22 protein-coding genes are annotated in these 26,890 nt (G+C 42.9%); 10 read left to right on the forward strand and 12 right to left on the reverse strand.

All coding sequences use genetic code 11. The annotated features are described in order from the left end of the window. Positions 1-4 precede the first annotated feature (4 nt). From L3V31_RS17710 to L3V31_RS17720, 3 genes are read right to left on the reverse strand one after another with little or no spacing between them, the layout of a single operon-like run. Entirely contained in the window at positions 5-940 is a 936-nt protein-coding gene (locus L3V31_RS17710) for a biotin-dependent carboxyltransferase family protein (protein ID WP_237317928.1), read from the reverse strand. Then, positions 937-1,620, reverse strand: coding sequence for an allophanate hydrolase subunit 1 (locus L3V31_RS17715; RefSeq protein WP_237317930.1), 684 nt, complete (start codon positions 1,618-1,620; stop codon positions 937-939). Before L3V31_RS17715 ends, L3V31_RS17710 begins: the two co-directional genes overlap by 4 nt. Beyond that, the gene (locus tag L3V31_RS17720) at positions 1,620-2,375 is read right to left on the reverse strand and encodes a 5-oxoprolinase subunit PxpA (RefSeq protein ID WP_237317995.1); all 756 of its coding nucleotides are present in this window, start codon (positions 2,373-2,375) and stop codon (positions 1,620-1,622) included. Before L3V31_RS17720 ends, L3V31_RS17715 begins: the two co-directional genes overlap by 1 nt. Positions 2,376-2,847: 472 nt before the next feature. Between L3V31_RS17720 and galE the strand changes: the two genes are divergently transcribed. Together galE and L3V31_RS17730 are read left to right on the forward strand one after the other, a co-directional pair. After that, positions 2,848-3,867 (forward strand): UDP-glucose 4-epimerase GalE, encoded by a 1,020-nt coding sequence (gene galE, locus L3V31_RS17725; protein ID WP_237317932.1) that lies wholly within the window; start codon positions 2,848-2,850, stop codon positions 3,865-3,867. Positions 3,868-4,446: 579 nt separating this feature from the next. Continuing rightward, positions 4,447-5,334, forward strand: a complete 888-nt coding sequence (locus L3V31_RS17730; RefSeq protein ID WP_237317934.1) for a LysR family transcriptional regulator — start codon at positions 4,447-4,449, stop codon at positions 5,332-5,334. A gap of 114 nt (positions 5,335-5,448) precedes the next feature. Here the strand turns inward: L3V31_RS17730 and L3V31_RS17735 are convergent, their stop codons facing one another. Continuing rightward, complete coding sequence (locus L3V31_RS17735; protein ID WP_237317937.1) at positions 5,449-8,082, reverse strand: bifunctional acetate--CoA ligase family protein/GNAT family N-acetyltransferase; 2,634 nt, start codon at positions 8,080-8,082, stop codon at positions 5,449-5,451. Positions 8,083-8,325: 243 nt separating this feature from the next. Here L3V31_RS17735 and L3V31_RS17740 point away from each other — a divergent pair, with 243 nt between their 5' ends. From L3V31_RS17740 to yciH, 4 genes are all read left to right on the forward strand, one after another. After that, positions 8,326-8,895: an SPOR domain-containing protein gene (locus L3V31_RS17740; protein ID WP_237317938.1), complete on the forward strand. Its 570-nt coding sequence runs from the start codon at positions 8,326-8,328 to the stop codon at positions 8,893-8,895. A gap of 149 nt (positions 8,896-9,044) precedes the next feature. Then, positions 9,045-10,034, forward strand: coding sequence for a D-alanine--D-alanine ligase (locus L3V31_RS17745; protein WP_237317940.1), 990 nt, complete (start codon positions 9,045-9,047; stop codon positions 10,032-10,034). A 112-nt stretch (positions 10,035-10,146) separates the two neighbouring features. Then, positions 10,147-10,524, forward strand: coding sequence for a DUF3319 domain-containing protein (locus tag L3V31_RS17750; protein ID WP_237317942.1), 378 nt, complete (start codon positions 10,147-10,149; stop codon positions 10,522-10,524). A 4-nt stretch (positions 10,525-10,528) separates the two neighbouring features. Next, positions 10,529-10,840, forward strand: a complete 312-nt coding sequence (gene yciH, locus L3V31_RS17755; protein ID WP_237317943.1) for a stress response translation initiation inhibitor YciH — start codon at positions 10,529-10,531, stop codon at positions 10,838-10,840. 405 nt (positions 10,841-11,245) lie between these two features. Here yciH and L3V31_RS17760 read toward each other — a convergent pair whose 3' ends face one another. The 8 genes from L3V31_RS17760 to potE form a co-directional block, all read right to left on the reverse strand. Further along, entirely contained in the window at positions 11,246-11,749 is a 504-nt protein-coding gene (locus L3V31_RS17760) for a porin family protein (RefSeq protein ID WP_014234784.1), read from the reverse strand. 562 nt (positions 11,750-12,311) lie between these two features. Next, positions 12,312-13,667: an FUSC family protein gene (locus L3V31_RS17765; protein WP_237317945.1), complete on the reverse strand. Its 1,356-nt coding sequence runs from the start codon at positions 13,665-13,667 to the stop codon at positions 12,312-12,314. 14 nt (positions 13,668-13,681) lie between these two features. Beyond that, positions 13,682-14,545, reverse strand: a complete 864-nt coding sequence (locus L3V31_RS17770) for an HlyD family secretion protein (RefSeq protein WP_014234797.1) — start codon at positions 14,543-14,545, stop codon at positions 13,682-13,684. 10 nt (positions 14,546-14,555) lie between these two features. Beyond that, positions 14,556-14,768, reverse strand: a complete 213-nt coding sequence (locus L3V31_RS17775; protein ID WP_014234796.1) for a DUF1656 domain-containing protein — start codon at positions 14,766-14,768, stop codon at positions 14,556-14,558. 174 nt (positions 14,769-14,942) lie between these two features. Beyond that, on the reverse strand, positions 14,943-15,881 hold the full coding sequence (locus L3V31_RS17780) for a cation transporter (protein WP_237317947.1): 939 nt from the start codon (positions 15,879-15,881) through the stop codon (positions 14,943-14,945). Beyond that, positions 15,874-17,214: an amino acid permease gene (locus tag L3V31_RS17785; RefSeq protein WP_237317949.1), complete on the reverse strand. Its 1,341-nt coding sequence runs from the start codon at positions 17,212-17,214 to the stop codon at positions 15,874-15,876. Before L3V31_RS17785 ends, L3V31_RS17780 begins: the two co-directional genes overlap by 8 nt. A 97-nt stretch (positions 17,215-17,311) precedes the next feature. Further along, complete coding sequence (locus L3V31_RS17790) at positions 17,312-18,184, reverse strand: transporter substrate-binding domain-containing protein (protein WP_237317951.1); 873 nt, start codon at positions 18,182-18,184, stop codon at positions 17,312-17,314. A gap of 49 nt (positions 18,185-18,233) precedes the next feature. Then, positions 18,234-19,577 (reverse strand): putrescine-ornithine antiporter, encoded by a 1,344-nt coding sequence (potE, locus tag L3V31_RS17795; protein ID WP_014234791.1) that lies wholly within the window; start codon positions 19,575-19,577, stop codon positions 18,234-18,236. Between the two features lie 581 nt (positions 19,578-20,158). Between potE and L3V31_RS17800 the strand changes: the two genes are divergently transcribed. The 4 genes from L3V31_RS17800 to L3V31_RS17815 all read left to right on the forward strand — a co-directional run bounded on the left by L3V31_RS17800 (position 20,159) and on the right by L3V31_RS17815 (position 26,691). Next, on the forward strand, positions 20,159-22,453 hold the full coding sequence (locus L3V31_RS17800; protein ID WP_237317953.1) for an Orn/Lys/Arg decarboxylase N-terminal domain-containing protein: 2,295 nt from the start codon (positions 20,159-20,161) through the stop codon (positions 22,451-22,453). Between the two features lie 92 nt (positions 22,454-22,545). After that, a complete protein-coding gene (gene adiA / locus L3V31_RS17805) occupies positions 22,546-24,840 on the forward strand; it encodes an arginine decarboxylase (protein WP_237317955.1) in 2,295 nt (764 codons plus the stop codon). A 235-nt stretch (positions 24,841-25,075) separates the two neighbouring features. Continuing rightward, positions 25,076-25,933, forward strand: a complete 858-nt coding sequence (pdxY, locus tag L3V31_RS17810; RefSeq protein ID WP_014234788.1) for a pyridoxal kinase PdxY — start codon at positions 25,076-25,078, stop codon at positions 25,931-25,933. A 329-nt stretch (positions 25,934-26,262) separates the two neighbouring features. Beyond that, the gene (locus L3V31_RS17815; RefSeq protein ID WP_237317957.1) at positions 26,263-26,691 is read left to right on the forward strand and encodes a hypothetical protein; all 429 of its coding nucleotides are present in this window, start codon (positions 26,263-26,265) and stop codon (positions 26,689-26,691) included. The last annotated feature ends 199 nt before the right edge of the window (positions 26,692-26,890 follow it).

Consider the following 26,890-nt stretch of genomic DNA (forward strand, 5'->3'; position numbering starts at 1 on the left):
GGGCTCAGTAGCCAAAAAACTGAGCCCATTGACACCACAAGTCTTGCAACCTCAATCTATCACCCTTTACAAAACTCACCTTTTGACCAGGCTTTGCTTGCGCCAGTCTTGGTAAGTCTATTCGTGCCACACACCCAAGTTTAGGGTAACCACCTATTGTTTGATGATCGTTCAACAGTACTATCGGGTTACCATCATTTGGCACCTGTATCGCGCCAAGTGCGATACCTTCAGACAGTATTCCATCATACGGTGGATTAATTGTGTCGCCTTGGAGGCGGTAACCCATGCGATTTGAATCCGGAGAGATCGTAAACTCACTTGAGTAAAGTGCATCTAACGATTTGATATCAAAATCATCATATTGGTAGCTTTCGATCACTCTCAACTTAACGGGTAGGTTGTAATCGGGTTTAAAGCGAAAGGTCATTTGCCTTGGTTTATGTTGTGGTAATCGATGTGGGGTAAAGGGCAATGCATCACCAGCTTGGAGTGCACTGCCTTTAGCGTCAAGGCCACCAAGTAACTCTCTGCAAACCGTTGATGAACTACCAAGATGTTCTTCAATATCGAATCCGCCTTTCACTGCTAGATAAGCACGTAATCCATTTTTAGGCATACCAAAATGAAGTTTTTGTCCTTTTTTTAATATAAAGTCAGACCAATTCGCAATTGGCACGCCGTCAACTTTCGCATTTAAATCACCACCACAGATAGCCAAATGGCAATTGTGCAACGCTACAAAAGTCGCGTTTCCCAATGTAATTTCGACTGTAGAGCAATTAACCGGGTTTCCGAGCAGATAGTTTGCCCAGCTAAACGCGTAATCATCGACAGGGCCGCCTTGGGTTATACCAATATGCGCTAAACCAAAACGTCCAAAGTCTTGAATCAATGAAAGTGGTCCTGGTTTTTCTACCAACAATCCAGCATCACTCATAAAACGCCTCCTAAGTCGATAAACTCTTGTTTATTAATCGCAGAAAACGTCACCCTGTCACCTACGTCAAACGGAATAAAAGGAGGAGTATCTGAAAATAAAGCTATTGGACTTCGACCAATAATATTCCACCCGCCCGGGCTATCAGATGGGTAGACCGCAGTTTTACTATCTGCGATCCCTACGCTGCCAGCAGGAACAAGCGTTCTTGGGGTGGTGAGTCTTGGCATGATGAGCTTGTCACAAACATCTGAGAGAAAGGCAAAGCCTGGCGCAAACCCGATAGCTGAAACGCTGTAATCCGTTTGAGTATGTAAATCGATGACGTTTTGCAAAGACAACCCACAATCGTTAAATCGACCTAAATCCAATGCGGTTTCTTGTGAGTAATAAACGGGGATCGAAATATGGTTAGGCTGTCGACGGCCATGCACTTCAGGATCGAACTGAAGGAGTATATGGTTTACTGTATCAATCAGAGAGCTTTCATCGATTCTAAAGGGCAGGTAGTCAATTAGGACGGTTCTATAAGAAGGAATAACATTCATGATAACACTTGCCAGATGTTCCCTTATTTGGCGAGCAACTTCTCCAATGTGCTCCTCAAGAATACGCTCCTCAAATCTTACAAGGATACTGGATTCCGAGACAGCTGAAATACTAAACGTTTCCTGTTGCATTAATTCCCTCCAGAATACAGGCTCTGACGAATTTTTTTAATCAAAGCAATGGACTCTTCGTTATCTCCGTGCACACAAATTGTATCGGCTTCGAGAAGGATATACTTACCCGATGCGGTTTTTACACGGCCTGACTCCGCTAAAATGCGTACTTGTTCGAGTATGGCATGCTCTGTTTTTAAGACCGCATTTGGCTGCGTCCTTGGCGTAAGCATGCCATTGTCTTGATACAACCGGTCTGCAAATGCTTCGAACAGCAATGGCACATCAAAGTCATCAGCAATTTCTAAATATTTTTCATTCTCTTGGGATGCAAGAATCATCAAAGGCACTTTGAACAAAGCGACAGCCTTAACGACAGCCCGAAAAACAGCATCGTTTTTCATCATGTCGTTATACAGAGCACCATGGGGCTTGATATAACCAATATCGGTATACTGAGCTCGGCAAAGTGCTTGTAACGCGCCAACCTGATAAACAACCATGTTAGTGATCTCATCACCCGTCATGCTCAATGAACGACGCCCAAAACCCTGTATATCCGGATAGCCTGGATGAGCACCAATTTCGACATCATTCATGTTGGCAAGAGTGATGGTTTCATGCATTACGTTTGGATCGGATGCGTGAAATCCACAGGCGATATTGGCCATATCAACATGAGGCATCACCTCGTCATCGGCTCCCATTTTCCAAGAACCGTAGCTTTCGCCCATATCGCAATTTAATGTGAGTTGTTGTTTATTCAATGTCATACGTTCAATTTTACTCAAGCAATCAACTGACGATGCAGGAAGATACGCCTGGCTGCAGTGATTAAGTTCATTATTTCAACATTTAAACGAGGCTAATCTCGTTACAGTAATAACTTTAGACTATTTGAATTGTTTCGAAATTTCACCTAATTCATTCAATTTCAATCTATTTTTAAAGTTGTTTGCGATGAACTTATTAACCATCGCTTCACATTAAATTAAAGATACGCTGAGCATAAACGACAAGAAAAAATTAAAATCAATTCTGGATGAATGAGCTAAGCAAATCCGCCACGTCAGAATTAGACCTGTCGTTACACATATCAAGTAGAAATGACAAATGCAGAAATGTACCAAGGTAAAAAGTCGCAAAAGGGCGAGTAATATTAATGGGATATGAGCGGTAAGAGATAGTTTAAATTCAAGCGTTAAAGCTTTAGACTATCCTTATTCGCGTCAGAAGGAACATAAAATGAAAGTACTTGTTACAGGCGGTATGGGCTATATCGGAAGCCACACTTGTATTCAAATGATTGAAGCTGGTATGACACCAGTGATTTTAGACAACCTATACAATAGTAATCCTGCCGTACTACACCGCATTGAAAAAGTTTGTGGTGTAAGCCCAAAATTCATTAAGGCTGATATTCGCGATAAAGCGGCGTTGGTTGACGCGCTGCGGAGCAATGATATTGAAGCAGTTATTCATTTCGCTGGTTTAAAAGCCGTCGGTGAATCAGTCGCTAAACCATTAGAGTATTATGATAATAACGTAAACGGCACATTGGTATTGGTTGATGCAATGCGAGAAGCTGGCGTTAAATCATTAGTATTTAGTTCTTCAGCGACGGTTTACGGCGACCCTGCTTCAGTACCAATTACAGAAGACTTCCCAACAAGTGCAACCAACCCTTACGGACGCAGTAAATTGATGGTCGAAGAGTGTCTTGCAGACTTTCAAAAAGCGAACCCAGATTGGAGCATCACTCTGTTACGTTATTTCAACCCCGTTGGCTCTCATCCAACAGGTGAGCTTGGCGAAGATCCTCAGGGGATTCCAAACAACCTGATGCCATTTATCTCACAAGTTGCCGTTGGTCGTCGTGAATTCCTGTCAGTATTTGGAAACGACTATCCAACCCCTGATGGTACTGGGGTGCGTGACTATATTCATGTTATGGACCTATCTGATGGTCACGTAGCAGCGTTAGAGAAAGTCGGTCATAAAGCAGGATTGCATATTTATAACTTAGGTACCGGCAAAGGTTATAGCGTTCTTGAAATGGTCAATGCTTTCCAAGCCGCGAGTGGAAAAGAAGTACCTTACAAACTGGTTGAGCGTCGTCCTGGTGATATCGCGGAATGTTGGGCGGATCCATGTAAAGCCGCCACTGAATTAGGCTGGAAAGCATCCCGCACGCTAGAAGAAATGACGAGCGATACTTGGAGATGGCAATCTCAAAATCCGCAAGGTTATCCTGATTTGAACTAATGCTTTTAACAAGTTAATAACCTAAAAGGCGCAGTTCTGCGCCTTTTTTGATTTTAATCGTAAAAATCGTAAATTTGAGGTTAAAAGCTAGCAACAAATCCCAGACGTGCTAAACTATGCCCGACTTAAAATTTTGGTCTTTTCTTTCTCATAATCACTGGGGTAGTTCATGGAACTCGGTCTAATCATCGCTTTCATCGTAGCGGCAGCTGTAATGGTGAAAAAAGAGATGGCACAGCAGTAAATTTTCATTTTCCATACTTTTCTTTACCTTTTAGAAATGAAAATTTGATAAAAAGCCAGCATTTAGCTGGCTTTGTTGTATCTAGCGATAAAGTTGTCATTTTTTATTAAGTTCCCTTCTGATTCTATTCATTTACCAGTACCTCCCAACTGCCTTAATTCGTGACTAACTCAAACAAGTCTAACCAGAAACTGACGAGCGTATATTCACGAAAACGTTGCAAAATAGGCATTTCTAGTCATTACTAATCAATGTGTTATATTGTTGTTTCTTGATTTATTAACTGTCTGATTAGGCACCACTAGTATGGTGTGCATCAGGTAAAGGAAGTTAATGTGCACAGTCCGATCACTTTAGAAGCGCTCCATATTTTGGATGCAATCGACCGAAGAGGCAGTTTTGCTGCAGCCGCTAATGAGTTAGACAGAGCTCCTTCATCACTTAGCTACCAAATTCAAAAGCTTGAGCAAGACTTAGATATCATTATTTTCGATCGCTCAGGGCATAAAGCTCATTTTACCGAAGCTGGTAAACTCATCCTTGAACGTGGGCGAGACATATTAAAAGCGAGTGAAAAGCTGGTAAACGACGCTACGGTATTGGCAAATGGGTGGGAATTAGATATCACCGTTGCATTCGATGGCATTATCCCAGTTTGTAACTTTTTTCCGATGGTGGATGCGCTATCTGAAGTCAGTTCTACTCGAGTCAGATTACAAGAAGAGATTTTGGCAGGCGGTTGGGAATCGCTCAACACTGGCCGTTCCGATCTATTGATTTGCCCATCACTGGACATGCTGCCACAAGAAGTGAAGTCAGAAAAAATTGGTAAGATGGCCATGCTTTGGGTAGCTGCTGCAGACCACTACGTACATAAACGCAGTGGTGATTTCGATGAAGCAGCAAGAGAAAAGTATCGCATTATTGCAATCGCAGACACTGCGCGAGAGCAACCAGCACTTTCAATAAATATAATACAAAAGCAACCTCGACTAACGGTCACCAATTTTACAGCGAAGGTTGATGCACTTAGAGCAGGCTTAGGAATCGGAACACTACCAAGCCAAATAGCCCAACCACTGATTGATAGTGGTGAGCTCAAGATGATCGAAGGTACGGAGCCATTACCTATGGACGTCATTCTTGCTTGGCGCCGCAACACAATGGGAGAGGCTAAATCCTGGTGTATTCAATATCTGAAAAAAAATTGGACACTAAAGTGACTTTGTCACGTAAATGTTGAATTTTGCATCGCTAAGATTTGTTTCTTGAGAATAACAAAGCCCAGTTAAACGATTCTAACCAATTTAGAAAACGTCCAGCGCTGGGCCTTCATTCTAATTTAAGGCTAAGATCATATCCGCAATACCATCCTCAAACTGAACATCAATATCAAACCCTAGGCTTTGGGCTAACATCAGCATTCCACGGTTAGTTGGCATTGTCATTCCCGATATTTGCTTAGTGCCTTTAATTTGGCAATAGCTAATAATCTTTTTCATCAATACCTTACCGAGGCCTTTTCCTTTTAGATCAGAGCGGATGAGAATAGCAAACTCAGCGTCGCTATTATCAGGAGTTATCAGGGCTCGTGCTACGCCGATAATTGACGGACCGCTCTTATCAAATGCGACGGCAACAAATGCCATTTCTCTGTCGTAATCAATTTGAGTAAAGTTAGCCAAAGCCTCGTGGTTGAACTCACCAACTTCGGAGAAAAATCGCTTGTAAAGATCTTCTCTGGATACATTATTGATGAATTGAGCATGTAGAGGCTCATCTTCAGGCAAGATAGGGCGAAGTAAGACAGGTTGACCGTCGCGCAGAGTGACCGTTTCAACAAACTCTGCCGGGAAAGGGCGGATAGCAAGACGTGTTTGAGCATCGCCTTCATATTTTGTTAACGTCAAATCCGCATCAATGATCGTCAAATCGTTTCCAGATACGAGTACTGGATGGATATCCAGTCTGTGTATTTCTGGTAACTCAACCGCCATCTGCGAAATACGAACCAAGAATTTCGACAGTTCGGTAATATCGAAAGCATCTTTATGCTTTTGCAAGCGGATCTTGCCTGATTTCAAAGCAACCACCACTAAATAACGCGCCAGAGTCATGTTTAATGGCGGTAACGCGGCTACGGCATCTTGAGCAATATTCCATTCAGAACCGCCCTGACCAAGCAGAATCACGGGCCCGAACACTTTGTCGACAGCAATACTGATTCGTATTTCTTCAGCACTGCCAAGTTTAGCCATACCTTGTACTAAAAGGCCGTGGACGTTAGCAGATGGATAGCTAAGTTTGACAGCATCTAAAATCGAATTTGATGCACTCGAGACTTCATTACTGTTTCTCAGGTTGAGGGCAACACCATGAACGTCTGACTTGTGTGGAATATCAGGAGAGCGCAGTTTTACCGCGACCGGATAGCCGATATTTTCCGCCATATGTACCGCCTCTATTGCATCGGACGCGATCCACGTTGGCAGCACATTGAAACCAAACAGTTTAAAAAGTGGGCTAGTTTGGTGTGTATCTAGCGATACTGTGTTTTTATCCAGTAGTCGTTCATTTACCCATTCCATAGCAGAATTGATGCTTCCCGAGTGCAACGGTTCTGCCGTTGTTGGTGTTTCCATCAGTTGCTTTTGGTTTCTGCGGTATTCCACAAGGTGCATATAGGCGACAACAGCACTTTCTGGTGTTCGATAAGTCGGTATTCCCGCTTGAGTGAAAGCAAGACGAGCCTCACGAGACGTTTGTTCTCCCGACCAGTTAGTAAGGATGTTAAAGTGCTTATGCCTCGGATGGGACTTAATCGCTTCAATCACATCGTACGCCGTATCTAGTGGATCAGAAACAGCAGAAGGGCTGTGCATAATCAAAATTGCATCAGCACAATCGTTGTTCATTAAGGCATTTATAGTGTCGACGTAGCGCTTTTTGGTCGCATCACCAGAGAGGTCGATGGGGTTCACTTCTCGCCAGTTTGGCGGCAGAACGGCTCTCAATTGCTCGGTTGAAGCTTCATCAAGCGTCGCTAAATTACCGCCACGTTCGAAAAGCGTATCCACGGCCATCACTGCAGGCCCACCGCCATTGGTAATGACCGCTAATCGTTCTCCACGCAGGGGCACTGAGTGAGTTAGAGTTTCTACCGCTGCAAATAACTCATGAGTATTGCTAACCCTCAACATACCTGTTCTGCGGATCGCAGAATCATAAATGATGTCTAAAGTGTCACCATCTTGCTGCTCGAGCGTGTTCATCTCTTTTGAGCGTCCTGCTTTTAAAACAAGAATACGTCGATTTCGGGACGCCGCTCTGGCCGCTGATAAAAAGCGGCGAGCATCACTGATCGAGTCAACGTAGAGCAAGATGGCCTCGGTATGTCCGTCCATACTCAAATGATCAAGCAGATCTGCAAAGTCTATGTCTTGACCCCGCCCAATGGAAATAAACGAAGAAAAGCCGATATTCTTATCGTTCGCCCAATCTAACACGGTAGTACAAACAGCAGCGGACTGAGAGATAAATGCAATCTTACCGGGTTTGGCGGCAACAGGAGAAAATGTACAGTTGAAGTTGTGCCAAGGGAGAATGATTCCCAGGCTGTTCGGACCTAATACCCGAATATTCAATGAAGAAACATCAATGATTTTAGCGTCGTCGGAGATCACGATTGCAAACTGAGTTCCACGCTCGTCTAACTCCTGTAAAAGACTTTCGTTGCGTGAAGCATTAGTGCAAAGGATCGCGATATCAGGGGTTAAGGGTAGGGAAGCGATGTCTGGGTAAGCAATAACGCCCAAGACACTTTTGTGTTTTGGCGTCACGGGCATAATCGCGCCACCGAAGCCACTTTGGAGGAGGTTGCGCATGACCACGTGCCCAGCGCGTAACTCTCTCGGTGATGCGCCAACTACCGCGACTGAGTCAGGTTTAAAAAGCTTATGTAGTTTATTCATGCAGATTCCTTGCCTTTAACACGATATTACGTGGAGCTTTACTGTATGGATATCAACAATCATAAACGAATACGTCATAGAGAAAACATACGAACAATAAACATCGAAGAAAATCTATACGAAGCTTGAAGAGTTTGTGTCACTCATCACATCAAAAAGGCAGTTTATTGTATTTGATGCTTGATAATCGAGCCTCCTATCGGCATGATTTATAGTAATATTTGTTCAGAGCGTTTGTTATTCATGAAAAAGACCGCAATCATCGGCTTAACCCTTCTTCTTTCCGCTTGTGCATCTGAAACCTACACTACGGATGTTACCTCAGAGAGTTTTCGCGAGGACTATTCTTCAGATGTCATATCAAAACCAATTATGGCGTCTGAAAATGCAGTCGTTGAGAAAGATGTAACACCAACAGTAGTTAAAATGACCCCTCAAGTTGCACAGAAAAAGGTAGTCAAACTGACGCCAAATGAGCAGGTAAAACCAGTTAAGATCTTACCGCCAAGCGCTGAGAAGTCATCGACTCAGCGTTTCGGATACACAATTCAAGTAGCCGCTGTTGGCAGCGAAGAAAAAGTTGCTCAATTTGCCAATAAATTACCGCAAAGTGATCAACCGATATGGGAAAACCACAAAGTGGTTAATGGTACCAAGTGGTATTCCATTTTGTACGGTGATTACGCAACGAGTGCAGAAGCGCAGCAGGCGATTTCATCTCTTCCGGCTCAATTTCGCCAGTTAAAGCCATTTGTTAAAAGCATTGACACGATTAAAAACTCGGCTTATCCGACGCTTAATAAGCTCAATTGATCAAGTTAAGTAGGGGGCATACCGCTCCCTTTTTATTTTGTTTAAATCGTACCCGAACGAAACGCCTCACAGTAAAATAACTGTACGTTACTCCTCAAAGGGTTATCATAAAAGCAAGTATCTTTTGTAGGTCACGGAAAGATTGATTCATGATTAAAAATATTCTTCTATTATGCGGTGGTGGCTCTTCAGAGCACGAGATTTCCTTGCTGTCAGCTAATTTTGTTGAACAGCAACTGAATCTTATTGAGAACATCAAGGTTACGCGCGTAGAAATCAAAAACGAAGGCTGGATGACCGATCAAGGCGAATTGGTTTACTTGGATCTCAATAACAAATGCTTATGTTCTAATGATTCTAATCAGGCAATTGACTTCATCGTACCGTGCATTCATGGTTTTCCTGGCGAAACTGGTGATATTCAATCCCTGTTTGAACTTTCAGGCATTCCTTATCTCGGCTGCGGACCAGAAGCGAGCAGCAACAGTTTCAACAAAATCACATCAAAGCTTTGGTACGATGCGTTAGGTATACCGAACACACCATACCTATTTTTAACTAAGAATAATGAGCAGGCTCACATTCAAGCGCAGCAAGCATTTGATAAGTGGGGGAAAGTGTTTGTCAAAGCCGCAAGGCAAGGTTCTTCAGTAGGTTGTTACAGTGTCACAGATAGAGAGGCTCTTGCAGATTCGGTTAACGCCGCTTTTGGTTTCTCTGACCAAGTTCTAGTAGAAAAATCGGTTAAGCCTAGAGAGTTGGAAGTCGCCGCTTATGAAATGAATGGTGAACTCTATGTCACCAAGCCAGGCGAGGTGATCGCACCTGATGGCACGTTTTATTCCTACGATGAAAAATACAGCAGTGCCAGTCATTCGTTAACGGAAATTGAAGCAAAGAACCTCACACCAGAACAGATTGAGACAATCCAGCAAGAATCTGAGACCGTATTTAAACAGATGAACCTTCGTCATTTGTCTCGTATCGATTTCTTTCTAACCGAAGATGGTGAGATTTACCTAAACGAAGTGAATACGTTCCCTGGCATGACGCCAATATCTATGTTCCCGAAAATGCTTCAAAACAATGGTCATAAATTCCACGAGTTTCTTGAAGATTGCATCAATAGTGCAATGTAACTAACGCTACTTAACAAGAGTTTATGTTAGAAGTAGTTTTCCAGAGCATCGAGTTAAACATTAAACGTTGCTCACTAAGAACGATGATTTTAGAAACAGATGGGTCATTGGTATGGCAGTTACGACGTATAGAGGCTTTAACATAAAATCTAGCTTGGATCGGAAACTTTGGAAGGTAAAGATCAAAAGCCACGTTTTACAAGGCAGTCTAACCGCAGTTAAAAAGAGTATTGATTGGTGGTGTGATACTGCATCGATTATCGATCCGAAAGAGTTTTCTGCTCTTGCAGCGGAGAGACAAAGCACGACAGGATCACGATCAGATACGTTTAACGGCTATACTTTAAGAAATGACTCAGGTGAACCAAACGCATGGTACTGCATGTTTAATGGTAAACTGATTAAAGGTGGCAAAGTGGCGATTCAGCGTCACATCGAAGCTTATTTAGTCGCGAAACAAAAAGCGTTGCAAACTCAACAAAAGAAATAACAGTATGTCCTTAGTATATTCAACGGAAACCGGCCGAATTAAACCGGAAGAAGAGAAAATTGCTCGTCCTATAGGTGACGGTATCGTGCGTATTCAACGTCAAACTAAAGGCCGTAAAGGTAAAGGTGTTTGTATCGTCACTGGATTAGATCTCGATGACGCACCACTAAAATTGCTCGCCGCAGAACTCAAGAAAGTTTGTGGTTGTGGTGGTTCTGTCAAAGACGGCAACATTGAAATTCAAGGTGATGCCCGGGATAAGATCAAAGCGCACCTAGAAAAGAAAGGCATGACCGTGAAGCTAGCTGGTGGCTAAGAATGCAGATTGAATAAAAGCGTCGATACAGACGCTTTTTTTACATCTGTTTTCCGATGTATAGAAATCAGCACTCTTTAACGGCTAATTGAAGACAGAGTGATCGCAGGCTGAGGGTTCGATATTAGCCATTCTATGGTAGATAGGCGTTAAGTTTAATTACAAGCTTAAGTCTTGCGTTCCAGTGATAGTAAGTTTACTAATGCTTCTATTAAAACAAGTAGACTATCAATTTGTTGGATATTTGTTCTCAATTGTGCAGCTAAACGTAATAGGTATATATTAGTTTGTGTGGTTGATAGATTTATTACAATATGTGTTTATTATTTTCCAGTATTCCGAACGCTAGCTTTAAAATAAAAAAGCCACCTAAATGGTGGCTTAATATCAGAGTAATTCAGTAAATTAAAAATGGTAATCAACTGTTAGGAATACTTGTTGAGAGTTATCCACTTTTGTGTTTTTTTCGTCGTAGTCTTGCTCTAGGTAGCGATAAGTTAAATCTGTTGACCAGTTTTCATTGATTTTATAAGTAGCACCTACTTGTCCACCATAAACAAAATCTGTTGAGCTATGGTCGTTAATATCGTTCTTCGCTACGCCTGCTGACGCACCCACAAAAACACTGATGTCTTTGTATACTGGAACCATGTAGTCATAAGAAGCTAGAAAAGAGTGCTGTTCAGATTTATCCATGTAGCCATAAGTCCCCATCACACGATGATGGTCATTGATGATTGCACCACCACGAAGTTGAGTCGTTACGTCTTCACCATTTTGGTCATGAGATAGGTGATCATTTTGGTAACCCACCCCCACACCTGCGAACCAGTCGGTGTCAGCGGCGAATACAGGTGATGCGGCCATTGTTGCAAGAATGATAGCTGAAGCTGCTGCGAATTTTTTCATATTATGTCTCCAAAAAGAATATTTTGTCCCGCTAACGGGAGGCTATTTTTGCTGTCTGAGGTCATAATATTTAAATATGTGACTAATGAACAATCGCATATGTATGATCCAATCCTCTCTGGTAATTGGAAGTAAATAACCTGATTTGCTCATTACATTTAAACCCCTATAAATCATTGACTTATGAAATTCACACTGGTCTTAATTTGACGAAATAGACAAAATCTATAGTAAAATATCGTTGATGATTTTTTAAAGTTTTCATTTTTAGTGTGTAAAATACTATTTTAACAATTTATTTTTCTTAAAAGGATACTAGATTGATGCAGGTTTAGCGTTCAATGTTCTCCTGTTTAACTTGTTTTCTAAAGAGATGTGTGAATATATGAGCTTGAGAGGTTTAAGCGGGTTTTTATTGACAATACAGCGAGTGTGAGTGAACAGTGAGGGTGTTTTATGTTTGCTGATGAAAGCTAGAGAAATATTGGCTATAGAAAGGACCGTTGTAATAAATAAAAGCCTCATTAAACATTGCATTTAACGAGGCAGATATTTCGGATGTTTACGCTTTGCTAGGCATTCTGAATAAGTCGCTGAATACTTTGGCGATCATCAGAGTGAGCAAGATATTTGTCAGCATAAGAAGCGGTGTTTCTATTCTATATACCGGCGTTAGGTTTAAAGCTCCAGACGTAAGTACGACTAACAGGTTAATACCCAGAACTCGATGTATCATCAGTTTTGGCGTTGAAAAGATGTTCCAGATAACGATGACGTTAATGAAATAGAATAATGCCAGTTGCCACAACTCGGTCAATAACGGCATTAAAAATACGTATTGAAGTAAAATGACCGTTCCGGTCCCAATTACGCCCAAAAAACCGTCTTTGAGAACGCTAGGTGGCATTGTGGGTAAAACACACGAGAATACCCCAGCTAGCAACGGGAATATAAAGCCTCCAGGTATCGGTAGATATATCCAAATTAATGTAGATGTGACAAACATGGTCACACCTTGGAGAACTTTACGACCATCTTCATTAAGGTGCTGGAGAAAACTGCGTTTTTCTTTCTCCCAAGATGTCTGAACGTGTTGAATCTCAAGATCGTTCTGGTTATCAACTAGTGAGTATTGTGGCTTGTTTGCATCAAAGTTCTTTAGTCGTTCTATCAGCTTTTCGTCGTCGAGGTTATGTTTTGTATTGGACTCGGAACATTCAACCAAGGTTGCTTGAATATGAGCGAGTTCATCTACTCGATTGCGCCAAACTTTCCTATGTTGTTTTAAACGATAACTGCCTGTAAGTGGTAGATTTAAGAGTTGGTACAGCTTTTCAATGTTTGCTGTATTCGACTCCAAAGATTCAGTGCAGACTGAGCCTGGATTTGTGACCGATTCGAGTAATGTAGAGCGAACGGCCTCAAAACATTTGAGGAAGTGTTGTTCAGTGTTAACTGGCCATACGAGTCGATAAACCACAGAAAAAGTGATCACGCCTAATATGGTTTCTTGTACCCGTAACAACGCAAAGTGGAATGTTGCTTGGTTATCAAATCCACCCATACAAGCGATGATGGAGCACACAGAAAAACCCATCGTAAATACATAGCCATATTTGGCATCACTTGACATGAAAATACATACCCCAAGAAATAGGGTAAAAAAGGTTAAGAACAAAAACTGATCTTGAGAGAACATAGCAATGAGAAAAAAAGCGTATCCGATACCTACGACAGTCCCAAGTAATCGGTTGTAGCCTTTGTTCAGTGAATGCGCGAAGCTCTCGTTTAATGCCATGACGGCAACCGCAATCGCCGCCCAGTATGGTTTTTCCCATTGAAACCACAGGGCGAGGCAAATGGCGATAACAATAGAGAGTGCTGCTTTTATCGCTTCTTTCGTCGAGGCATTAAACATAGCAATCTACCTAATTAGTTTTTGATGATTTTAACGGAAGCCGTCATACCCACGCGTAACTGTAGATTTTCGGGGATTTTGTCTAGAGTCACTTTAATCGGAATGCGCTGAGCTAAACGTATCCATTGAAAATTAGGGTTTACGTTAGGCAGTAGATCGTTACCTGTACTGCCATCTTGCTTAGCGATGCCGTATCCAATACTCTTGATTTTACCCTTTAATACCACGTCATCGTGCATGAGCAAGGTGACGTACGCTTTGTCTTGTGGGTCGACACCAACTAAATCTGTCTCTTTGAAGTAACCCTCTATCCAAAAGCTATTTTCATCAATCAAAGCCACCACTGGTGAGTTAGCTACTACTTGTGAACCAACGCGCAGGTTTAGATTGGTAATATAGCCATCGGTAGGTGCATAAACTTTGGTAAAATCGAGATTTAGATGCGCTTCTTCTACCGTGGCTTTTGCTAGCTCCACATTCGCCATCGCCGTTTCGACCGCATTACTTAAATTATTCAGAGTCAGCACTGGCACTGCGCCGGGAGTACGCTTTTGTAGTTTTAAGGCACGCTGCTCTTCATTTTTCGCTTTAGATAACAGTGCGACTGCTTGTTTCTGACTTGCTAACGCTTTGTTGTAGGTCGCTTGATAAATACTCGGATCAATCTCAAACAATAGATCGCCTTTTTTAACCTTTGAGTTGTCAGTCACGTAAATATCGGTGACTTGTCCGGTTACGCGAGGCGTTATTGAGACAATATAAGCGCTAACTTGGCCATCTCGGGTCCAAGGGTTATTTTCGTATGTTTGGTAGTAGCTGTAAAACACAGTACCAGCGGTACAAAGTAATAGTAGAGTGATGAAATAACGTTTAATCACGGGGATCGCCTTAAAATATGGTGATGAACTGACCAACGAGGCCTGTAAAAATAACTATCAGACTTATCTCGGCTAACGCTGGGAAGGCAATGTACTTATGAAGCCCCAGTTTGGTTGCTATCGATCCCACTAACAGCGTTAGTATGTAAGCCAATGCGATAACCAGTAGTAGCGGAGGGAAATAGACCTCTCCCCAGACAAGTTCATGTGGCATTATGCTCATTGCGTTTATCTCTGTTTTCTTGATGAATGAAAAGATAAGGCAATCAGAATAGAAGAGGTAATCGCTTTTGTATGACAGTATCCATCAAAAGCTAAAATTGGGCAGGATCCCAGAGAGTACCTATCTTTTTGTTCTGCATTTTATAACCTCTATGTGATGTGTAGAAAAGGCGGACTAAGCCCAATAGCGATCATGAGTAAACGAGATAGTGAGCCAAAGATGGTTACTCAGTGGCTTTAGGCACGACTCGACATCAACACGGATTTTGTCCAGTTCCTGTATCTCAAACATTCGAGAAGGGGTGGTATCGATAAAGGTTATATCGACGAAGAGCTGTCGACCGGTTTTTGTGATACGCGCGACATGATCGTCAAATGAATAGCGTGACGAAAGTGGGCGCAATATGTCCTCGATTTCCTGTTGAACCGACTCATCGGGTGCCATGACAAGTAGTTCTTTGATGCTCTTAACCAATCTTGTGATAGGAACCTTAATAAAATAGAGCGTTGCAAGAATCACGGATATTGGGTCGACGTAAGAAGCAAGGTGCTTCAGAGAATCAGTTGTTGTCATCAGGTGGCTAATGACAAAAGAAACGACCACCAGAAGACTGAATATCGCATCGACTAACCATTGTTCACACTCGGCTTGTATGAGGTCGTTCTGCTCCTGACTGCAGTACTTTAAGTAGCCCCAACTGCTTAAACAAATCAATGCGGTGATGAGACCATAAGCAATGCCCGAGAAGCTTTCATTATTTTCTGCGCCTCCGTTATGCAAAACCAATACGGCGCTCACAAACCCATAGAGGCAGATGGAAATAATGACGAACGATTTAACCAGGTTCACTAACGGTTCAACAGCGGTTCTGCCCATATGAAAACTGCTCTGATGGAATTGGCTTGAGTCAAAGCTATTGTCTTTACTTATCATAACCAGTGCGTACATCGTCATCATCGAGAGCAATATCGACACGCCAGAATATATCGCATCGAAAAGAATGATCCCCGATTGTATGAGGAGTCCCCATACCACTCCTGTCGTCGTATAGAGACAACCCATCGTGATGGAAAATTGGATAAGTTTTTTGTCTTTTGTACTGTTACTACTCATTATTAGAATCTTGTGTTTCTTTTTCTATGATCAACCAAACCGGAACTGCACACATCAGAAGTAGTAAGCTCCACATCCCCGCAGTAGGACCACTTCCGTAAATAGTCGCAACAGAAAATACGAATGCGATGGCGCCAATCGGAATATAAGCGTTTATATTTAGCACACGAGAAAGCTTATCTTTTTTGACAAATAAAATACCTTCCACCACGCAACAGAATACATAAGGGATCATGGCCGCATCAGTCGATAAGTCGACAATGAGATTGTAAAACGTGGCCATTGCTTGTCCGCCTGAAACGTCGACGATTAACAGTAAGCTCGATAGGGTAGCCGAGATTAAAATGCCGTACTTAGGAGAACCAGCGCGGTTAACTTTGGCAAACACCTTGGGCATTGCGCCGTCTCGTGCTGCCGCCATAGGAACCTGACCCATGAGTAACGTCCAGCCATTGATGGCACCTAAGGACGAAATAACTGCGGCAATCGATATAATGGTAGCCGCCGTTGGTCCCCACATGACGTGAGCAGCATCGGCAAACGGCGCAGTGGAATGAATCAGAAACTCTCTTGGCAGTACCCCCAGTACTACGGTTGTCCCCAAAATATAAATTAGAGAAGACACCAAGGTACCGACAATGGTGGCGCGTGGAATGGTTTTATCGGCATTTTCTACATCGCCAGCAGGCACGGTCGCTGATTCAATACCCAAGAAAGCAAACATCGTTAACGGAGCGGTTGCCGCTAGAGCGCTAAAGAACGGCTTGTCACTTGGGTTTAATACGGCAAAGTGACTCCAGTCCACCCAGAATAACCCAAAGATACTAATACCAATAAACGGGATCAGCTTGGTGTACACGGTGACAGCCTGAAACATACCGGCTTCTTTGACACCCTTGATATTAATCGCAGCAATTAACCATATAGATCCGAGACCAATAAGAACGTTAACGCCTCTCAACTCATGAAGGAAAGGGAAAAGATTATTGAGATACCCAACCAGACCAGCAGCCATGGCGGGTAAAGAGGCCCAAATGGAAATCCAGTAACCCCAGGCCACTAAAAAGCCAGTAAATCGGCCAAAACCTAGTCGTGTGTAGGCATAGGGTCCACCTGTTGATGGGGAAATTCGTGCTAGTCGGGCAAATACAATGCCAAGACAAACCGCAGCCATTGCCATTAGGCCCCAACCAATAATCGCAACCGATCCGTAAGGGGCGAGTGCGGCAGGAGCTATGAAGAAACCGGAGCCAATCATATTACCAATGATCAAAGCCGTACAGGTCCAAAACCCTAAAGACTTTGTTTTGGCGGGTGTGTTATCAGTCATCATAAACCTTCATTGGTGTGTCAATTCAACAAATATTGGAGGGGAGTAAACAAGCCCACCGGAAGTTATCTCCAACAGTGGGCTTATTGTTCAGAGTCAGTTACTTCAATGAGTAAGATTGAATTACGTCCTGACTTTGCTGTTGACCAAAGTAACGTTGGAACAGTTCAGAGAACTCGTTAGTTTGGTATGCAGCACTTAATGCCTTATCCACGCTTAGTCTAAAATCATCGTTGTTACGTGGAACCGCTAGTGATTGAAGTGCTGTCTCATAGACACGGCCTGAAAGTTCTAGGTTGTCAAAACCGCCTTTCGCCATTTCACTGCTTAAAGAGTCTACTTCAGCGAAGTAAGCGTCTGCTTTACCGGAGTTAACCATGTCGAGTCCTTGCTCGTGAGTATCAACAGCGACAACCTTAGCAATAACACCAAGGCGTTTAACTTGCTCTTTAACCCAGGCTTCTGTCACAGTTTGCTTGTGGACGACGTAAGTGTGATTCGCAAGGCCACGGTTGACAGTGGCACGCCATTTAGGACCTTCGTGTGCAGGTTTACCTTCGAGTACACGTTTTAAGTCTTGCTGTGCATCTTGATTCAACACTGCGCTAACGCCACCTTGGAAGATGGGAAGCGAGAAGCTCGCCTGCTGACGACGCTCTGCCGTTGGTGTGATCGCGCTACATAAGATGTCGATTTCGCTGTTAGAAAGCTTTTGTAATCCAGAGTCTAGAGTAACAGGGACAAACTGAATATTATTGCTCTCTACGTCCATCGAATTGGCAACCGCTTTACAAAGATCAATCGCGTAGCCCTCTGGTTGGCCGGTTACCTGGCTTAAAGATGAGAACGGTGCTTCATCAGCAAGGTAGCCAAACGTTAGGCTGTTTTCGTTGGCAAAGGCAACGTTCATTGTCACAGGAAGTAGTACGGATAGTGCTAATGCACTCTGTACCAATGATTTTTTATTTAACATATCTATGTTCCTAATTCTTTAATCAATATGAGTGGTGTGTTGCCACTGATTAGTTATTTGATTCGGCTGATGCTTGAGTTGTGTCTTTTTTATCAAAACGGTAAGCAATGAAGCCGTAAAGAAGATAAGAAAGCATCATCACGACCATGCCGCCAAATACCGCTTCCATTCCTGAAGCGTAAAGTGCGTAAGCGCTGTAAAGAATCGCAACCAGCATGCAAATGATGTTCAGCGTAAATGCTTTACCCGTTACGTTTGCTTTCTTCATGACAATAACCAGTGCAGAGATTGCGGTGATGTAAGGAACAATGTTTGTTACGGCTGCAAGGTCAACCAATTTACCAAACTGCGCCGCGGCGTCAGGAGACATAGTGGTTACTGCGAACAGTGTTTGAATCACACCAGCAATCACCATACCAATTACAGGCGCGCCAGCTTTGTTTAGTTTTGCAAACACTTTAGGGAACATACGGAAATCAGCCGTAAATTTCGCTGTTTCTGCCAGCGTGAACTGCCAGCCTAGCAGAGAGCCTACACAAGCAATTACCGCTAGAGCCATGATGATATTACCCACGAATGGGTTAAACATTTGAGCGTAAACGTAAGCAAAAGGCGCACTAGAGTTAGCTAACTCAGCATTAGGAACAATACCTTGAATGACGGCAGTAGATAGAACATAGATAACTGCAGCGCCCAGCGTACCTAACAGACACGCAAGTGGTACATTTTTCTTAGGGTTTTCGACTGCGTCGGAGTTTTGCGCAGCAGACTCCATACCGAGGAATGCCCATAGTGTTAGTGGAATACTTTGCGCGATTGCATCTGACATTTTCAGGTTTTGTGGGTTCCACGCTTGAGCAAAAGTATCTGCCGAGAACCAGAACCAACCGATAATACCCAAACCAGCAACAGGGATGATTACGCCCCAAACTGTAATTGCACCAATTTTACCGGTTAAACGTGCCCCGCCAAAGTTAGCAACAATGGTCAGCCAAATTAAACCTACTACGCCGACAAACAGTGGCGTTGCTCCGGTACCCAGCCAGGGGAAAAATGGTGTCAAGTATCCCACCGCTGAGATAGCAATCGCAACGTTACCAATTGCTAGAGAAAGGTAATAAAGAAATGACGCCATGAAAAAGCTGGATTTCCCATGCGCTTCCTCAGAATAGGCAGACATGCCACCTGAGCGGTTACAAAATACGCCGAGTTGCGCAAATGAGTAAGCGATTGCCATGGAGCCAATTGCGGTAACAATCCACGAAAGGAGTGAAATTGCTCCTATTTGTGCCATAGATGATGGAAGCATGATAATGCCAGAGCCCATCATATTTACCGCAACTAACGTCGTTAGCCCGGTAAGCGTCATCTTTTTGTTATTAGAATCGGCCATTTTAAACTCCTAGAGTTAAGTTTTAATTTTGAAAGATTTATTTTCTGTGTGTAAATAGAAATTCGCGTATTTTTATTTACACGTATTTATATTTTTAACTCACAAAAAATGGAAAATGGTTATAGATTAAAAATGATTAAATCAATACAAATTAAAATTGCGACTAGTTTTATTGATTACTGATATTAAAAATTAAACAGTATGAAAACTACGAAGTTGATTTAAATCGAGTAGGGATATTAGTAGTAATTAGACGGCTGTCATAATCGCATTTGGATGATTGCGTCCGTCAAAACCTGAAGCTTAGTCGGTTTTGGAAGGGATGCTTGGTCATGGGTTGAGTTTTATTGTCTTAATATCAATGATTTAATTTTGTTCGGAGTGAGGGGGTACTAATTTGGATGCTTAGGAATTAATGAGAGGATAAACAAAAGTTCAATTATCTAATGAGTGTTTTTATTTATTGATTATTTGAATGATCTGATCCGTCATAAGCGATTTAAATATCCTTGCGTTAGCGAACATAATGGCGTCCTGATGTGAAACAACAATCTTAAATTAATCCTTATTAAGGAGGATCTGTGAATAAGAATTCCCACAACCTACCAGAGCGTTTGGCAAATCAGTTTCCTGTATTGTTAGTCGCTGATTTAAGTGACAACAATGCAAATGCAAAAAGTGTCGAATCAATTACTAATTATCTAAAACAAGATAATATTAATATAGAAGTGTGCAAAACATTAGATGATTTTGCAACTTATGCTTCTTCAAGTCCTGCATACAGCGCGGTGATTATTAGTTGGCACCTATGTCAGTCAGATCAAGAACTAGCATTACAAGTCATTGAAAATATCCGTTTGCGTTGCTCGGGGATTCCCATTTTGCTTGGAATGTCTAAACACCATTCATCTTCGATCCCACTTAGATTTGTTGAAGCTATGGATGGTGTTATCTACGTCCCTGAAGATAGCCCTAAGTTTATAGCAGGCCGAATTAAGGCGGCCGCTAAGCGTTATCTCGACACTATCCTACCGCCTTTTTTTGGTGCCATGGTGAATTTTGACGATTCGCATGAATACTCTTGGCATACCCCTGGGCACACAGGTGGCACGGCTTTCATGAAAACGCCTGTCGGTAAAGCCTTTGTTGATTTCTATGGTGAGCAAATGCTGCGTTCAGACCTCTCTATATCGGTCGGCGAGCTTGGTTCCCTTAATGATCATAACGGTCCTGTTGGAGAAGCGGAGAAAAATGCGGCTCGAGTATTTGGCGCAGACCACACATACTTTTCTGTGGGTGGGAGTTCATCAAGTAATGAAATTATCCTACATTCCGCCGTCACAGATGGCGATACGGTTTTGGTTGACCGAAACTGCCATAAGTCATTGAACTATGCATTAAATATGTCCGGGGCAATGCCAATTTATATGGTGCCTAAGCGTAATGCTCGTGGTGTGATTGGCCCGGTACCTTCCAATCAAATGACACAAGATGCTATCAAACAGAAAATGGATGAAAGCCCAATTGTCACAGACAAAGAGACACTGCCAGTACTTGCTGCATTAACCAACTCGACCTATGACGGTTTGTGCTACAACGTTGAAACCACAACGCGTCTATTAAGTGAGTCAGTACCTCGTATCCACTACGATGAGGCGTGGTATGCGTATGCTCGTTTTAATGAGCTTTATGAAGGCCGTTATGGTATGCACCGAGGTGAACGTCATCCCGATGACGCTACGATCTCCGTGACGCATTCAACACACAAGTTACTCGCGGCTCTCTCACAGGCTTCAATGATCCACTTACGTTCAGGCAAGGTTCCTGTAGATCCTGCGCTGTTTAATGAAGCGTTTATGATGCACACGTCGACCTCGCCACAATACAGCATTATCGCGTCGACCGATGTGTCGGCCAAAATGATGGACGATTCCGGTGAATATCTTACAGATGAGTGCATCAGCGAAGCCATCGCGTTTCGTAAAGCCATCGTCAGTATCAAAGATCAAATCCTTGAGCGTGATGAGAGCGACTGGTGGTTTGACATGTGGCAACCCGATGCGGTTGAAGGTGTCCCGTTCGTTCAAGTGGATGATAAGAAGTTAAAAACAGATGCAAGCTGTTGGTATCTAAAGCCGAACGAACAATGGCATGGCTTTGACGACCTAGGCGATGATTACTGCATGCTTGATCCGATTAAAGCCACCGTACTGACTCCTGGCATGAATATTGGCGGTGAACTAGAGGAGACCGGTATCCCGGCGACGTTAGTGTCATCGTTCCTGTCTAGCAGAGGTATTGTGGTTGAGAAAACCGAGCCTTATTCATTCTTAGTTTTATTTTCTATTGGTGCAACCAAAGGAAAGTGGGGCTCGTTGATCTCTGGTTTAGTGGAGTTCAAGCGTCACTACGATGCCAACACACCACTCAGTATCGTATTGCCAAACTTGGTAGAAGAACATCCACAGCGCTATGCGGATATGGGGATTAAAGACCTTGCTCAGCAAATGCATAACGCTATATCGGGCACTGGTATGTTAACGCATATGGACAGTGCATTTACGCAACTTCCAGATGTCGTTAAAAGCCCTCGTGAAACTTACGGACAGTTGGTTAAAGGGAATGTAGAGCGCGTGCCTGTAGAAGAAATGGTTGGTCGTGTCGTGGCCGTGCAGGTTGTTCCTTACCCGCCAGGTATACCGTTGATGATGCCTGGTGAAAAAGTTGAAGCGGGTAATACCGCAGTCATCGATTATTTGCTCGCTCTGCAAGACTTCGACGCCTTATTCCCGGGCTTTGAGCATGATACTCACGGCGTTGAAATTGAAACTAACGAGCAGGGTGAGGCTTATTACAGCCTGTACTGTTTGAAATAAGAGTTCGATGGTGGGGCTTTCGGCCTCACCGTACTTAAACGATATAAATTTTTAATTCGCTCCGTAATCTAGGAGCGCATAGAGGAAAAAACATGATTTCTACAGGTTATAAACCAGTCAAAAGTAAAGTGCTAGTTATTGATGATAGTGCTTTCAACACAAGTATGTTTCGTAACGTTTCTGCACTGATTGAAGAGCTAAACATGCGCGATGTGATCGTTACACATGCCACGTCTTTTGATGATGGTATCGCTACGGCTTCTTCAGATGCTTCTATTCACGGTGTCTTTTTGAACTGGGAACTGCAAAATGGCGCTGATGACCACGCTGCGGCGAAGCTCATTCTAGATGAACTGTCTAATCGTCATGTCAATATTCCCGTGTTCCTGATGGCAACGCACAGCGATAAAGTGAAAACGATCAACGAAGATGTGATGAAGAAAACCACAGAGTTCGTTTGGATGTTACAAGACACTGCTGATTTCATCGCTGGCCGCATGATTGCAGCGGTAACACGTTACCGTGATCAGCTACTTCCTCCATTTGCAGCTGCATTGGCGAAGTACTCACAGCGTAAAGAGCACTCTTGGTCTGCACCCGGTCACCAAGGTGGTATCGCCTTCACTAAGCTACCGGTTGGTCGTGCGTTCTTTGATTTTTATGGTGAAAACCTGTTCCGTACCGATATGGGGATCGAGCGTGGTGAGTTGGGTTCACTGCTTGATCACTCTGGTCCTATCGCGGAGAGCGAAAAATACGCAGCGAAAGTCTTTGGCGCTGATCGGTCTTACAACGTGGTAGGTGGTACATCTGAATCAAACCGTACCATTATGCAAGCGTGTATGGTTGAAGATGAAGTTGCGATCTGTGACCGAAACTGTCATAAATCGGTTGAACAAGGACTTATGCTAACAGGTGCTCGCCCAGTATACCTAGTTCCGACCCGTAACCAGTACGGCATTATCGGCCCAGTACCGGCCAGCGATATGTCGGCAGACAGTATTCAACATAAAGTCAATACAAGCCCATTAACCAAAGACTTAGATAACAAAGACGCGGTTTATTCTGTATTAACGAGCTGTACTTACGACGGCCTGTGCTATAACGCAGAAAAAGCAGAGCACCTACTTGGTCAAAGCTCGCCACGTGTACACATGGATGAGGCATGGTACGGCTATGCGCGTTTCAACCCGATTTACGATAAGCACTTTGCGATGCGTGACGATGCAAAAAGTGATGAAAATGCGCCAACCGTATTTGCGACCCACTCAACGCACAAGTTGTTAGCGGCGCTATCGCAAGCATCATACATCCACATGCGTGAAGGTCGTGATTCTATCCCACACGATCGTTTCAACCAGTCATACATGATGCATGCGACGACGTCTCCTCTGTACTCGATTGTTGCGTCAAATGACATTGCCTCAGCAATGATGGACGGCAATGGTGGTAAGTTACTGACCAATGAAGCGATTGAAGAAGCGATTGGTTTCCGTCAAGCGATTGGTCGTGTGCATAAGAAGCATACTGCTGAAGGCGACTGGTTCTTTAAACCATGGAACGCCGAGGTAGTGACTGATCCTGCGACCGGTGAAACCTTCAACTTTGAAGAAGCGCCGCTCGAACTCTTGTCAACAGAGCAGGGTTGCTGGCGTTTAAACCCTGAAGACAAGTGGCACGGCTTTACAGAGTTAGAAGATAACTGGGTGATGCTTGATCCGGTTAAAGTCAGCCTACTGACTCCAGGGATGGATGAAGATGGAAACTTGCAAGAGTCAGGGGTTCCTGCGGAACTGTTTACTGCTTATGCAGGTCAGTTTGGCATTGTTCCAACACGTACCACAGACTTCCAGGTGATGTTCCTGTTCAGTATTGGTGTCACGCGTGGTAAATGGGCGACATTGGTGAACACTATGCTGGATTTCAAACGCATGTACGATGAGAACACGCCGTTAGAGCAAGCCATTCCAAAATTGGTGAAAGCAAACCCAGAGCGATACGCAGGTCTCGGCTTGAAAGACTTGGGTGACCAAATGTTTGATTTTATCAAGAATGAAGATCCAGGTACTTCACTAAACCGTGCGTACTCATCACTCCCTGAGCCAGTATTCACGCCTCGCGAGACGTTCCAGCGTCTTGTAAAAGATGAGGTAGAGCTTGTACCAGCGGATCAACTACATGGCCGTATTGCTGCGAATGCGGTAATGCCATACCCACCGGGCATTCCAATGATGATGTCAGGTGAGAAATTTGTTGTGCAAAACAGTCCTCAGATTGACTACCTAGTTAAACTGGGCGAGTGGGACAGTCGATTCCCTGGTTTTGAGCATGAAGTAGAAGGGGCTGAAATAGAAAATGGCACATACTGTGTGCTGTGTTTGAAATAGCCCATTATAATCCTTTTACAACGCCCCAATCGCTGAAAGCCAGCTTTTGGGGCGTTTTTCTTTCATTTTTAGTTGGTTATAACACTTAGCTCAATTCGGACATGAACTAACGTAAGTTGCCCAAATTCGAACACGGTCTTTAAAGAGAGTTTGATCCTACATATGCGATTAACAGTTACTCTGAAATTATAATTAATATAGGCCTAACTAGATTTACGTAGGTCAAAAAGTAATTATGAGCGGTATTATTTCAATTCAAAGTCATGTTGTTTATGGGCATGCAGGTAACAGTTCTGCTGTATTTCCAATCCAACGTATGGGGTTAGAGGTATGGCCCATTAATACAGTGCAATTTTCTAATCACACTCAATACGAACAGGGATGGACTGGACAAAAGTTAAGCTCAGATGATATTCGCACGCTTATTAAAGGTATAGATAACATTGGAAAGTTAGAAGAGTGTAATGCGGTTCTTTCTGGTTATCAAAGCAGTGCTAATCAGTGCAAAGCCGTCGTGGATGCAGTGACGTTGATCAAAGAGCGTAACCACAATGCTATTTATGTTTGTGACCCTGTCATGGGGGACCCAGATAAAGGCTGTATTGTTGAAGCTGGTGTTCAAGAGGAAATCATCCGCTCTTTGGTGCCTGTCGCTGATGTGATTGTTCCAAACCAGTACGAACTCACAGCGATAACCGGCGTGGAAATAAATACACTGTATGATGCGGTGACCGCATGCAAAAAAGCGTTGGAAATGGGGCCAAAAGCCGTTTTAGTTAAGCACCTTCATACACCGGCCTCTGATGAATTCCAAATGATACTTGCGACGCCGAAGGCTTGTTATTTAACGCAAAGGCCGAATATCGAGTTCACGAAGCAACCTGTCGGAGTTGGAGATCTTATCTCAGCCGTTTTCACCGCGTGCTTGATGAAAGGAATGTCCCCAGTAGCCGCATTTCAACATACAAACAACGCAGTTTATGGTGTCTTAGAGGTCACTAAAGATTGCGACACATGGGAACTTCAGACAATCAGTGCTCAATACGAGTTTGTTGAGCCAACGCATGAGTTTAACGTGATCAAAATCGCTTAACATTTTTATACCTAAATATATTTGATAGTAGAGTACTTCCATATATTTAGGTTATGAGCAACACTTGCATCTTTTGCACTAATAAATAAAACTCTTAAATTTTTAATTAAATTGTGAGTTAAGTTTTGGATATGTAGTGCTTTGAGAATTTCATATAGAAATGAAAATATTATAGTTAAGATACTATCTGATATGTAATGCTATTTCTCGAGCAACCATTATATTGGCAGTTCGATTAGTTCAGAGAGTTTCGTAGAATAGAAACATCTGTGAGAATATTTATTACTATCGATTTAGTAGTCCCGAAATCAATTTAAGTAGGTAAATAAATGAATAAGAAATTTTTATCACTAGTCTTGTTAACTGCTTCTGCCGGTGTAATGGCGCAAAATGGTGTATCTCTTGACCAACAGAAAATAGATAGTGATATGCGACAACTGCAACATATATATGAAGAAGGTGCAACCTTTATTATGATAGATAAAGATTCAAGGTATGAAATAGTTGAATTTTTTGGGATTTGGGTTGATAGAAACAACTACGTATCACGTAAGGACTCAAAGGTACTGAACTTAGAAGTGGTAAATAAACAATTCGTTTATTCGCATACTGGAGATACTCTTGACTCATTAGAAGAGGGGATTCTCGAACACTTAGATGTGACGTTGCCTAACTACTTTAGTGTTGACGTTTATAGAAATTATCACGGTAACTCAGGTCAATTTAACTATTTAGCGAGAGTTATAGAATATAAGTAATACATAGGGTGGTGTTGACTCAATTGATGGAAGCTCCTAATAGCCTATACTCTGCTACTTTGAGAGCAGAGTATAGGCTAAAGCAGATGGGTACATCAGAAGTAAAAATCACCAACTGGAATGCACATAATCAAAAGCTCAAAAATAGCGGTTCGCCGACGTATTTCTTCCTTTCATACCTAGTAATGCTCTGACATTA

The sequence above is a fragment of the Vibrio sp. J1-1 genome (assembly GCF_021728395.1).
GTDB lineage: Bacteria > Pseudomonadota > Gammaproteobacteria > Enterobacterales > Vibrionaceae > Vibrio.

Excerpts from the sequence above, each read along its gene's own strand:
- L3V31_RS17710 (WP_237317928.1), bottom strand. The coding sequence starts at position 940 with ATGAGTGATGCTGGATTGTTGGTAGAAAAACCAGGACCACTTTCATTG.
- L3V31_RS17715 (WP_237317930.1), bottom strand. The coding sequence starts at position 1,620 with ATGCAACAGGAAACGTTTAGTATTTCAGCTGTCTCGGAATCCAGTATC.
- L3V31_RS17720 (WP_237317995.1), bottom strand. The coding sequence starts at position 2,375 with ATGACATTGAATAAACAACAACTCACATTAAATTGCGATATGGGCGAA.
- galE (WP_237317932.1), top strand. The coding sequence starts at position 2,848 with ATGAAAGTACTTGTTACAGGCGGTATGGGCTATATCGGAAGCCACACT.
- L3V31_RS17735 (WP_237317937.1), bottom strand. The coding sequence starts at position 8,082 with ATGAATAAACTACATAAGCTTTTTAAACCTGACTCAGTCGCGGTAGTT.
- L3V31_RS17740 (WP_237317938.1), top strand. The coding sequence starts at position 8,326 with ATGAAAAAGACCGCAATCATCGGCTTAACCCTTCTTCTTTCCGCTTGT.
- L3V31_RS17745 (WP_237317940.1), top strand. The coding sequence starts at position 9,045 with ATGATTAAAAATATTCTTCTATTATGCGGTGGTGGCTCTTCAGAGCAC.
- L3V31_RS17750 (WP_237317942.1), top strand. The coding sequence starts at position 10,147 with ATGGCAGTTACGACGTATAGAGGCTTTAACATAAAATCTAGCTTGGAT.
- yciH (WP_237317943.1), top strand. The coding sequence starts at position 10,529 with ATGTCCTTAGTATATTCAACGGAAACCGGCCGAATTAAACCGGAAGAA.
- L3V31_RS17760 (WP_014234784.1), bottom strand. The coding sequence starts at position 11,749 with ATGAAAAAATTCGCAGCAGCTTCAGCTATCATTCTTGCAACAATGGCC.
- L3V31_RS17765 (WP_237317945.1), bottom strand. The coding sequence starts at position 13,667 with ATGTTTAATGCCTCGACGAAAGAAGCGATAAAAGCAGCACTCTCTATT.
- L3V31_RS17775 (WP_014234796.1), bottom strand. The coding sequence starts at position 14,768 with ATGAGCATAATGCCACATGAACTTGTCTGGGGAGAGGTCTATTTCCCT.
- L3V31_RS17780 (WP_237317947.1), bottom strand. The coding sequence starts at position 15,881 with ATGAGTAGTAACAGTACAAAAGACAAAAAACTTATCCAATTTTCCATC.
- L3V31_RS17785 (WP_237317949.1), bottom strand. The coding sequence starts at position 17,214 with ATGATGACTGATAACACACCCGCCAAAACAAAGTCTTTAGGGTTTTGG.
- L3V31_RS17790 (WP_237317951.1), bottom strand. The coding sequence starts at position 18,184 with ATGTTAAATAAAAAATCATTGGTACAGAGTGCATTAGCACTATCCGTA.
- potE (WP_014234791.1), bottom strand. The coding sequence starts at position 19,577 with ATGGCCGATTCTAATAACAAAAAGATGACGCTTACCGGGCTAACGACG.
- adiA (WP_237317955.1), top strand. The coding sequence starts at position 22,546 with ATGATTTCTACAGGTTATAAACCAGTCAAAAGTAAAGTGCTAGTTATT.
- pdxY (WP_014234788.1), top strand. The coding sequence starts at position 25,076 with ATGAGCGGTATTATTTCAATTCAAAGTCATGTTGTTTATGGGCATGCA.
- L3V31_RS17815 (WP_237317957.1), top strand. The coding sequence starts at position 26,263 with ATGAATAAGAAATTTTTATCACTAGTCTTGTTAACTGCTTCTGCCGGT.